Below are 10,212 nucleotides of genomic sequence, written 5' to 3'. Positions count from 1 at the left end.
GGGCGGCTCGACCGCGCCCGAAGCCAGCGGCTTCGAAGCCATCCTGGCCGGCGCGCGCAAGCGGCTGCCCGATGACGACGCCTTGCTGGCGGAGATCGGCGCCGTGCTCGATTCCCTGTACGCCTATTTCTCCGGCAGCCGGAAACCCTGAACCGCCCGATCATGGACACCACCCAACCCACCGACGCCTCGCCACCCGTCGCGCCCCACGAGCGCCCTGGCTACACGCTGCGCCAACTGGTGCTGTACTTCGCGCGGCTCGGCACGCTGGGGTTCGGCGGCCCGGTCGCGCTGGCGGGCTACATGCGGCGCGACCTGGTGGACGCGCGCCGCTGGATCACCGAGGCCGACTACAAGGAAGGCCTCGCGCTCGCGCAACTGGCGCCCGGGCCGCTGGCCGCGCAGTTGGCCATCTACCTCGGCTACGTGCACTACCGCATCCTTGGCGCCACGCTGGTTGGTCTGGCCTTCGTGCTGCCATCGTTCCTGATGGTGGTGGCGCTGGGCTGGGCCTACGTGCGCTTCGGCGGACTGACGTGGATGCAGTCGGTGTTCTACGGCGTGGGCGCCGCGGTGATCGGCATCATCGCCATCAGCGCACACAAGCTCACCACCAAGAGCGTCGGACGGGACAAGCTGCTGTGGGCCATCTACCTGCTGCTGGCGGCGGTGACAGTCGTCACCGAATCGGAGGTGGCGTGGCTGTTCCTGGCGGCCGGGGTGCTCGTGTGGTTCTGGCGCGCGCCGCCCAAGTGGGTACGGCAGGGCAGGGTCAATGCGATTGCCGCAGCGCCCATCGCCGCCGCAAGCGGCCTGCTGAGCGCGATCGACTGGCCGCTGCTGTCGCAGATCGGGGTGTTCTTTGCCAAGGCGGGGGCCTTCGTGTTCGGCTCGGGGCTCGCCATCGTGCCGTTCCTGTATGGCGGCGTGGTCACGGAGCACCACTGGCTCACCGAGAAGCAATTCGTCGATGCGGTGGCAGTGGCGATGATCACGCCGGGCCCGGTGGTCATCACCGTCGGCTTTATCGGCTACCTGGTGGCCGGCCTGCCGGGTGCGTGCGTGGCGGCGGCCGGCACGTTCCTGCCGTGCTACCTGTTCACCATCCTGCCCGCGCCGTACTTCAAGAAGTACGGCAAGCTGCCGGCCATCCTGGCGTTTGTCGACGGCGTGACGGCGGCGGCGGTGGGCGCCATCACCGGCGCGGTGATCGTGCTGGCCAGGCGCTCGATCGTCGATGTGCCGACGGTGCTGCTGGCCTTGGCCACCGTCGTGCTGCTGCTCAAGTTCAAGAAGCTGTCGGAGCCGGCCGTCATCGCGGGTGCCGCCTTGATCGGCCTGGCGATCTATCCGCTGTTGCACCCCTGATGTGGAGGCTGCCATGCAATGGATCACGCGCGAGCGCCCCAAGATTGACCGGATCGCCTGCCCCTGGCTGATCGCCCGCTTCATCGACGAGACCCCCGACTTCCTCTACGTGCCGCCCGGCGACGTGCTGCGCATCGCCAACGAGACCGGCGCCATCCCGTACGACATCCCCGGCGTGGAGCTGACGCACGTGGGCGAGCTGTGCAGCTTCGATGCCTTCCTCGACAAGTACCAGCTTGGTGGCGACGCGGCCCTGCAGCAACTGGCCCGCATCGTGCGCGGCGCGGATACGTCTCGGCTGGACCTGACGCCGCAGTCCAGTGGGCTGTATGCGATCTCGCTAGGCCTGTCGCACGTGTTTGCCGACGACCAAGCCATGCTCGAACACGGGCTGGTGATGTACGACGCGCTGTATGCGTGGTGCAAGCATTGCCAGGCCGAGACGCACAACTGGCCGCCGCAGATGCCGGCGTGAGCTTCCATGTTGGAAGCGCTCACCCTGGGGCGCTGCCACTCGCGCCCCACGCCCTGCCCTCACTTCCACTTCGCTCCCAACCCCGCCAGCCCCGCCTTCTGCAAATCCTCCGGGCTCATGACGATGCGGAACTCGCATTCCGCGTCGAACAGCAGGAAGAACGGCTCGGCCAGGGCGGGAATCTGCGAGGGGTCATCGACGTTGACGATGAGGACCGCGCCGCGCGCACCGTCCAGCTCGGTAAAGTAGGCCGCCTCGGGTTTGATCTCGCCCATCACGCGCGGGATCAGCTCGGTGATGGAGCCGTCGCGTACGTAGGTGTTGAAGGGTTCGTTCGGGACCCGAACGTTGATGAGCATGCGCATGGTCGTCCTCCTTGGTGGGTGGGCCGGGCGGACAACGCGCTGCCCGCGCGCGCGAGACGTTGGCTAGGCAAGCGCGGCGCGACAGGCAAAACGCGTGTGAGCTGCCGGACACCGTAGGTATAGGACGGCCGGGGTGTTTGCGTTATTAGCCGTCGACTAGGCGAGATGGGGGATGGGTGGGGATGAGGGCGAGACGCCGCCTCTCACATGCGCCGAACGGGAGAGAGGAACCCGCCGGTGGCGCGTCGTTGCAGCCCTTTGCGCCGCAACGCCGCCGCCGTTGAATGTGACACCAACGCGTGCCAGGTACCGGCGGGCCCTCCTCCACAAGGTCAACGCAATGTCCAGACGGTCACCGTATTCGTGTTGTCGTTCACCGCCGCGAATTGCGACTGGCTACTGCTGCTCAATCCAAATGCGAGGCCGAATGCGGAGCCAGCAGACGGATCGACCTGCATCTGCGCGACGAACTGCCCCTGGGGTGTGAACTCGACGATTTCGCTCGCTTGATTCGGGTCCGCGTTAATCGCATCGCCGTTGGCCGTCACCAGGTCTCCATTCGGCGCAAGCGCCAATGCCAACGGCCCGCGCAGGTGAGCACTGTCTTGATAGATGACGCTTCCCGGTCCATTGGCGTGCGCGAGCGCCGAAGCGCCCGATAGTGCGAACACCTTGTTGTCGTTGGTTGACGCGACATACAGCACATCGTGGGCCGCGTCATAGGCCAGCCCGGTTGGGCCGATAACGAGCGCTGCGGCATCGGGTCGGTGCGCGTAGCCGGACGCGATGAGGTGCGAGCTTGGCAAGAGCGTCGCGCTGCTCGCGCCAATGTGGAGATCGATCCTTGCCACCGTTCCGTTCAACACGTTCGACACGAACACCGTGACCTGCGGGCCGTTATCGATGAGGACGGTCATGTCCCACGGGCCATCCAGGAGGGTTGCATCTTTCAGCTCGCTGAGCAGCTCTCCTTTGGGGGTGATCACCAGTAGCGAGCCGGTGGAGGTAATGGTGGAGCCATTCGTCGTCGGCAGGTTGCCGACCAGCACATACCCGCTCTTGAGCACTGCCAGCGCGGTGGTCAGCCCCAGGTTCTGCCCCTGAAAAAAGAGGACCGGCTTGCCGTCGGTCACCAGCTTCACGATGGTCGTACCTGTGCCCTGTTTGTTGGAGGCCGCGTTGAAGTTGGACACCACCACGTCCCCCGGCTGCAGCATCCCCCCCGCAGGTACACCGGCCGGCACGAACGCAATGCCGTACGGATTGACGTCCTTGTTGTTCGGCACGGTCGACGCCACCGTGGACGTGGGTGGAAGGATGGGCTGTGCGTCTGCAAGCGAGGCGCCCAACGACAGGACAGCGAGGCCGATGCCACAGATGACGCCGCGTAGATGCCGGGGCACGAACTGGGTTGGGGGCGGAACGTTGGGCGGGTGGGTCACCCGCGTGGGGGATTCGACGGCAGACAGCTGAGGCGAGGCTTTCATTGGGCACCTCCTTCCTTTTGCAGAACGCCCCGGCCGCGTGGGGGCTGAGGCAGTTCTGAGCGTCTGCAAGGCTGCAACGCGAACTCCACCGAGGCAAACGTTGCAGGCGCCTCACGGATTCCCTGAGCTTGTCCGCCGCGCATCTGGAGTGTTACCCACCGCTGCGCATGGAAGGTTGCCCAGGGCGATGGCCGCCTCCGTACAGAGGCGGCTGTGATTCAGTCTAGTTGATGGGGTCTATTTTTCTGGCGCGCCAACCTGTTGAGCGTTCTGAGCGGCTTGGGTGCCTCGGTCCCGGTCGCGCACTGCTTTCCCTTGCCTTGATCCGTCATTTCACTGTGTCGCCCTGCGCGCGAAGCCCCCGAGCCATGCTGTTGATTTGTCGCGGCGGACGCGGCTGTGGTGCCACCGGATGAAAGAGCAGCGTCGCAACTCTCGCCGTGCTTTACGTGGCCAAGGGCATCAAGAATTCGGCACCTTTGGCGATGCTGTCAGGCCAACGCTGCATCACGCTCTTGTAGCGCGTATAAAAGCGCACGGCTTCCTCGCCGTACGCGTGATGGTCGCCGAACAGCGATCGCTTCCATCCCCCGAAGGAATGCCACGCAGACGGCACCGGACTCGGCACGTTAATCCCCACCATGCCAACCTGAATCTGTCGCGTGAATGCCCGCGCCGCACCGCCGTCGGATGTGAAAAGCGATACACAGTTGCCCAGTTCGTGCGCGTTGACGAGGGCTATCGCGCTCGCGAGATCCGGCACGCGAACAACCGATAGCACCGGCCCGAAGATCTCTTCCCGGTAGATGCTCATGTCGGGCTCCACGTTGTCAAACAGCGAGCCACCGAGAAAGAAGCCATCCTCGTGTCCAGCCACGCTATGCCCGCGACCATCGACCACGAGCCTGGCACCCGCCGCTACGCCCGCATCGATATAGCCCAGCACCTTGGCACGATGCGCGGCGCTGATGAGCGGCCCCATGTCCAGATCGGGCTCCATGCCACCGCCGATCCTGAGGGCGCGCACGCGCGCCGCGAGACGCTCAATCAGCGCATCGCCGACATGCCCTACGGCCACCACGACCGAGGTGGCCATGCAGCGCTCGCCGGCCGAGCCATACGCCGAGTTGATCACCGCCTCGACCGTCTGATCGAGATTGGCATCCGGCATGACGACGAGATGGTTCTTCGCGCTGCCCAACGCCTGCACACGCTTGCCGCGTTTTGCCGCTTCGCTGTAGATGTATTCGGCCACGGGCGTCGAGGCCACGGCAGAGATCGCCGCGACGTCGGGATGCCGGATCAGCGCATCGACGACGTCCTTGCTGCCATGCAGGACATTGGAGACGCCTCTTGGAAAGCCCGCCTCGATGAACAGTTCGGCAAGCCGGATCGATGCCGACGGCGTGCGCTCCGAGGGCTTGAGAATGAACGTGTTGCCCGTCGCGGCCGCCATCACGAACATCCAGCACGGCACCACCATCGGAAAGTTGAACGGCGTGACACCGACGGCCACGCCGACTGGCTGACGGAGATTCCACGCGTCCATCCCGCCCGCCGTCTGATCGGTGAATTCGGTCTTGAGCAGGTTCGGAATGCCGCACGCAAACTCGACGATTTCGATGCTGCGCACCACTTCACCCTTTGCATCTTCGAACAGCTTGCCGTGGTCGCGCGTGATCAGCTCCGCGAGTTCATCAGCATGCGCTTCGAGCAATTGCTTGAACCTGAACATCAGGCGCGCGCGCTTGAGCGGCGCGGTGTCGCTCCACGACGGGAACGCAGCTTTCGCAGCGGCGACGGCGGCATCGACTTCAGCAGCGCTTGCGGCTGGCACGCGAGCCGTCACCCGGCCTTGCGCCGGATCGAATACGTCGGCGAATCGCCCGCTCGCGCCAGCGGCGCGTTGACCATCGATGAAATGCGTCAGCCGGCGCACGGTACTTTGATTTTCTTCGCTCATGACTTCTCTCCTAACAGACAGATTCGCTCTGGGTTCAATGCGTTGTCGTTCGCCTAGTCGACCGTGGCGGCACGCGGACTTTGCGCGGCACCTGTCCTTCGAGGTGCGCCGATGAAATGGATTGCAGCGGCGATGAGCCCAATCGCGATACCGAAGACGACGATGCCCGTCCAGCCGAATTGCGTCATGAGCCAGCCACTGACCACGGTGCCGACGGCGCCGCCGAAGAATGTCGCGGTCATGTACAGGCTGTTGATGCGGCCTTGCGCTTTAGGATCGACGGCGAAGGCGCGCGTCTGGTTGGCGACCAGCCCAGCCTGCACACCGATGTCGAGCACGATGACGCCGATCACCAACACGGTGAGCGAGACGTTCGCACCGGAGAGAATCAGGTAGGCAAGTGTGACGATCCCGATACTCGCCCCGACGACTGTGCGCGTCTCGAGCCGGTCGGACGCGCGGCCGGCGAGTGAAGCGGCAAACGCACCTGCCGCGCCGATGATGTCGAAGGCGCCCGCCCACGCACTGCCGAGGTGCCACGGTCCGTTCGCAAGGAGCGCCGCGAGATTGACCCAAAAGGCGTTGAAACAGGCCCACAACAACGCCTGAACAATCATCGACTCACGAATGGGGCGGTTGTCCCGTGCCAGCGGCCAGAGCGAAGCGAGCAGCCGGCCGTACGAAAGATTCGTGGAGGGCACGCCGCGTGGAAGCAGCACCGCGGCAGCGAGCCAGACGGGCACCATGAACGCCGCTTCCATCCCGTAGACCGCGCGCCAGCCATAAGCCGAGCCGACCACGCCCGCAATCGTGCGACCGAGCAGGATGCCGACCATGATGCCGCTGACAACCGTTCCGACCGAACGTCCGCGCTCGCTCGGCATCGACATGACGGCCGCGAACGGCACGAGTTGCTGTGGCACGCAACTGACCATGCCCAGACCAAAGCAAGCCGCAATCAGCGTCCAGATGCTGGGCGAGAAGGCCGCCGCGATCGCCAGCACGAACGCCAGTGCGATCTGGCCGAGCACGAGCTTACGACGGTCGAAGCGGTCGCCTAGCGGCAACAGCAACGCCAGCCCCGTCGAGAAGCCGAGCAACGCCGCAGCCGCGACGAGATCGACTTTCGTCAGGTCGACCCCGAAGCCCGCTTTGATCAACGGCAGGATCGGCTGGGTGCAATAGACGTTGGTGACCACTGCGCCCGCGATGATCGCCATCATGACGATCTTGCCACGTGACGCGAAGACGGGCGCAGGTGGACTGGCGGATGGAATAGACAGGTCGCTCACGGTTCTCTCCTTTCAATGCAATCTCGGGTGCCCGCAGCGACATGCTGCGATGCTGAAGCCGTTACCGAACGATACGGCCTTGCATTTATTAAGAGAATCCACCAAGATCAAGAATCACCCTTCCACCAATTGGTAGACCACGTGAATCTTGTCGAATCGATGTCGACCCTTGTCGCTGTTGTCGATGCGGGCAGTCTGTCGGCTGCCGCGCGTCGCCTCGACATGCCGCTGGCAACGGTCAGCCGCAAGGTGGGGGAACTGGAATCGCATTTGAAGACACGTCTGCTTCACCGCACGACGCGCCAACTTTCGTTGACGGAAGCCGGAGCCTCATACGTGGCTGCGTGCCGGCGCATTCTTGAAGAGATAGGGGAAGCCGAGCGTGCGGCGTCGGGTGAATACGCCGCGCCTAAAGGCGAGATCGTCGTCACGGCGCCCATCGTGTTCGGGCGCTTGCATGTCGTGCCCGTGGTGGCGGAATTTCTCGCGCACTATCCGGAGATCAATGTCAGCCTCGTGCTCACGGATCGCATCGTGCATCTGATGGAAGAGCACGCGGATGCCGCCATCCGGATCGGTGAATTGCCCGACAGCACGCTCATGGCAACGGGTGTCGGAACGGTCCGCCGGGTCATCTGCGGAAGTCCCGCTTATCTGGCAACGCATGGCGTGCCGGCCAAACCGGGCGATCTCGCCGGGCACGACTGCATTACGTTCGAGGTGCTCGCGTCCAAGCGCGCCTGGGTGTTCGGCTCCGGCAAGTCAGAGCGGCCCGTATCCGTTCATTCACGGCTCGCCGTCAATACAGCGGAGGCCGGTATCGCGGCCGCGACGCTCGGCGTCGGACTGATCAATGTACTGGCCTACCAAGTTGCGGACGCCGTACGCGCCGATGCGCTTCGCATCGTGCTCGCCGATTTTGAATCGCCGCCGTTGCCGATCAGTCTTGTGCATAAAGGACAGGCGCCCCTACCGCTGAAGTTGCGCGCGTTCCTCGACTTTGTGACGCCACGCCTGCGCGCTCGCATCACGCACGAATTCGCAAACCTCTCCCGCGCCATCTCAACCGGCTAGCAGCTTGCCGTTAAGAAGCCAGTGCAGCGTCCTGACAAGAAGAATCAAGATCGCGATACTCAGCATTGCGAGCAGGATGATTGCAGTCACCTTGACAGGCCAAACCTCGGTGAACATAGCGTATTTGAGCGCCGCAATGGTCAGCGCTGCCATCGGAAAGCTGATTGCCCACCACCCGGCAGCGAAATGAACTCCCCTGCGGAAAACCTTGGGCGCCAGCGCAAGGAACAAGAAAAGGCCGAAGTAGAACAGCAGCGCAGAGAAAGTGTCGACGTGCTGCGTCATGTTCGTATAGGCCAGGAAGCCGACTTCGAACGGCGCCATCAGAATCAGCAGCGAAGGGACCATACCGGCGGGGACTGGCTCATGGTGAATCATGCGCGACATGATCATCGTGAAGAACAGGAGTGCAATCATCGTCCCGATGGCCAATGCGAACAGGTTGACTTCATGCGCCCACGGCATTGGCATGGCTGCGCCGGCGACGGCAATGTCCAATGTAGCGACGCCGGGGATAAACCAGGCAGGAACCGCATGCGCAGCGTCAATCTTTCCCCGCAACAATCGACCCGCAATCGCAAAGCAGAGGGCAATCGCGGACACGGTGCCCGCTGTCCACATGACTGCAGCGAGAGCCTGGCTGATTGGAGCAACAACAGAGGAAAGCAACAGCATGGCGATGGTGATCGTGCCAAAGAAGTTGCCGGTGACGGGATGGCGATACTCGCCGATGACAGCCTCAGGATGCTTGACTGCCTTGGCGAGATACCCCGCGCTCAGCACGACGAACACGATCATGGCCAGAGCGCCCGCCGCCTCGGCAATCCGCACGCTCACGCCAAATTGCAGGCTGGCCTGATGCCAGGCAATGGAAACTCCGGCAATACCCATGACCGAAGCAAACAGGCTGACCGGCAGATTTCTGATGGAAGCAGCTTCTCCCGAGGGCTGTTGTTGGGAACTCAAAATCGTTTGCACGGCACATTCTCCTGAATCGATGGGGCCGTTTCCTGGGCGGTGCACTATTGCCAGAGAGGCCGTGGCCGATCATATCCATTCCCCCCTGTCAGGATAATTCGGCAACAGATGGAATCACCTTCTCAAAAAATGAGAACATGCCCGATTGTTTCGAACCCATGTCGATCCTGGTGGCCGTGGTCGAAGCAGGCAGCTTTTCCGCCGCGGCACGCCAGCTCCGGATGCCGCTCGCAACGGTGAGCCGCGAGGTCGGGGAACACTATCCGGTCCGCTGCGGCTACACGAAATGCATCTTGCACGCGTGACGGATTCAGCTGAGTTCTTTTCGGTCGGCGCCGATTCGTTTGGGGAGTTAACTTCGCGCAACCTTTCCGGCGTATACGCCTGCTTTACGGTGGGGGCGGACCGTGAGATCGAATTTTCCGACCATTTCGCGCAAATACACACAAACTGGCACTCTGGACGCCACAAAGGGAAGTTCACTCTGGATCAAATTTTCGGCGTTACCCCCGATGTTGTTCGGCATGTCGGTCATATGTACATCGAGTGTGGAGAGCGAAGTTTAGAGTTTCACTCTGCATACTTGTTCGATGCGTCAAAACTTAGTGATACTGGGTCATAAAAAGATTCCTTTGTCAAAGCATCGCATTGACCTTCTGTAGGTATAAAGTTTCGCGTGATATCAAGCGCTTGAGCTTAAACGGTGGCTGGGGCTGCACTCAATGTTGAACTGCGCATGTCCGTTGACGCCTATTCCTCTCGTCCAGGTATGCAACTGCTCGTGGTCCATGTCCACCCGAAGAACATCGGCAAAACGGCGGTAGAAATAGACGAGCCATTCGTTGTTAGCGTTAAGCGAATTGATGTTCCCGAGAAGGCGGTGTACATCGACCACCGAGCCGCCCCTGCACTTCTCCGAGGCGTCAATATTGTCAAGAAGTACGGTGGTTATCGCATGGAGTCAGGCGTCGAATACGATGAGCTGGAGCTGTTCGAGGTTCCGGAAGGCGGCCTCTACGTCGTCAACGCGACTATGGGGGCAGATCGCGATAGCGAAGTTGGCGTTGATGAAATCGTGAGGCCCGGGGCTCCCGCCAAACTGGCGCGCTAGAGGCCGGGATTGGCGCCGCAAACGCTTGATCCGGCAGCATTTTTACACCGCGTTTACACCCCTCCCCCCAACCTTTACCCCGTTTTTACCCCCCTTTCC

General features: G+C 62.8%; 10 protein-coding genes and 1 pseudogene. 6 read left to right on the top strand and 5 right to left on the bottom strand.

Annotation, left to right across the window (positions count from 1 at the left end):
* The 3 genes from QZ609_RS20300 to QZ609_RS20290 form a co-directional block, all read left to right on the top strand.
* A partial coding sequence (locus QZ609_RS20300) for a chromate resistance protein ChrB domain-containing protein (RefSeq protein ID WP_295498704.1) occupies positions 1–151 on the top strand: 151 nt, incomplete at its 5' end.
* A gap of 11 nt (positions 152–162) precedes the next feature.
* On the top strand, positions 163–1,368 hold the full coding sequence (locus QZ609_RS20295; RefSeq protein ID WP_295498701.1) for a chromate transporter: 1,206 nt from the start codon (positions 163–165) through the stop codon (positions 1,366–1,368).
* Between the two features lie 13 nt (positions 1,369–1,381).
* On the top strand, positions 1,382–1,843 hold the full coding sequence (locus tag QZ609_RS20290; RefSeq protein ID WP_295498699.1) for a chromate resistance protein ChrB domain-containing protein: 462 nt from the start codon (positions 1,382–1,384) through the stop codon (positions 1,841–1,843).
* Positions 1,844–1,902: 59 nt separating this feature from the next.
* On the opposite strand, the gene QZ609_RS20285 is transcribed toward QZ609_RS20290, so the two are convergent.
* The 4 genes from QZ609_RS20285 to QZ609_RS20270 form a co-directional block, all read right to left on the bottom strand.
* Positions 1,903–2,208 carry a panthothenate synthetase gene (locus tag QZ609_RS20285; protein ID WP_295498696.1) on the bottom strand — a complete coding sequence of 102 codons (306 nt, stop codon included), beginning with the start codon at positions 2,206–2,208 and terminating at the stop codon, positions 1,903–1,905.
* Positions 2,209–2,540: 332 nt separating this feature from the next.
* Positions 2,541–3,695: a hypothetical protein gene (locus tag QZ609_RS20280; RefSeq protein ID WP_295498693.1), complete on the bottom strand. Its 1,155-nt coding sequence runs from the start codon at positions 3,693–3,695 to the stop codon at positions 2,541–2,543.
* A 445-nt stretch (positions 3,696–4,140) separates the two neighbouring features.
* Positions 4,141–5,658 carry a CoA-acylating methylmalonate-semialdehyde dehydrogenase gene (locus QZ609_RS20275; protein WP_295498690.1) on the bottom strand — a complete coding sequence of 506 codons (1,518 nt, stop codon included), beginning with the start codon at positions 5,656–5,658 and terminating at the stop codon, positions 4,141–4,143.
* A gap of 53 nt (positions 5,659–5,711) precedes the next feature.
* A complete protein-coding gene (locus tag QZ609_RS20270) occupies positions 5,712–6,950 on the bottom strand; it encodes an MFS transporter (RefSeq protein WP_295498687.1) in 1,239 nt (412 codons plus the stop codon).
* A 141-nt stretch (positions 6,951–7,091) separates the two neighbouring features.
* On the opposite strand from QZ609_RS20270, the gene QZ609_RS20265 reads away from it, so the two are divergent.
* Positions 7,092–8,024 (top strand): LysR family transcriptional regulator, encoded by a 933-nt coding sequence (locus QZ609_RS20265; protein WP_295498684.1) that lies wholly within the window; start codon positions 7,092–7,094, stop codon positions 8,022–8,024.
* Here QZ609_RS20265 and QZ609_RS20260 read toward each other — a convergent pair.
* Positions 8,013–9,002, bottom strand: coding sequence for an SLAC1 anion channel family protein (locus tag QZ609_RS20260; RefSeq protein ID WP_295498682.1), 990 nt, complete (start codon positions 9,000–9,002; stop codon positions 8,013–8,015). The genes QZ609_RS20265 and QZ609_RS20260 overlap by 12 nt on opposite strands.
* 158 nt (positions 9,003–9,160) lie before the next feature.
* On the opposite strand from QZ609_RS20260, the pseudogene QZ609_RS20255 reads away from it, so the two are divergent.
* Positions 9,161–9,259, top strand: a pseudogene (locus QZ609_RS20255) (LysR family transcriptional regulator); the annotation flags it as partial.
* Positions 9,260–9,738: 479 nt separating this feature from the next.
* Complete coding sequence (locus QZ609_RS20250; RefSeq protein ID WP_295498679.1) at positions 9,739–10,113, top strand: hypothetical protein; 375 nt, start codon at positions 9,739–9,741, stop codon at positions 10,111–10,113.
* The last annotated feature ends 99 nt before the right edge of the window (positions 10,114–10,212 follow it).

The organism is uncultured Ralstonia sp. (genome assembly GCA_913056305.1).
In the GTDB taxonomy this organism is placed as follows: Bacteria; Pseudomonadota; Gammaproteobacteria; order Burkholderiales; family Burkholderiaceae; genus Ralstonia.
The sequence above is the reverse complement of the archived record's forward strand: the minus strand, read 5'-3'. Positions and strand labels throughout refer to the sequence as shown.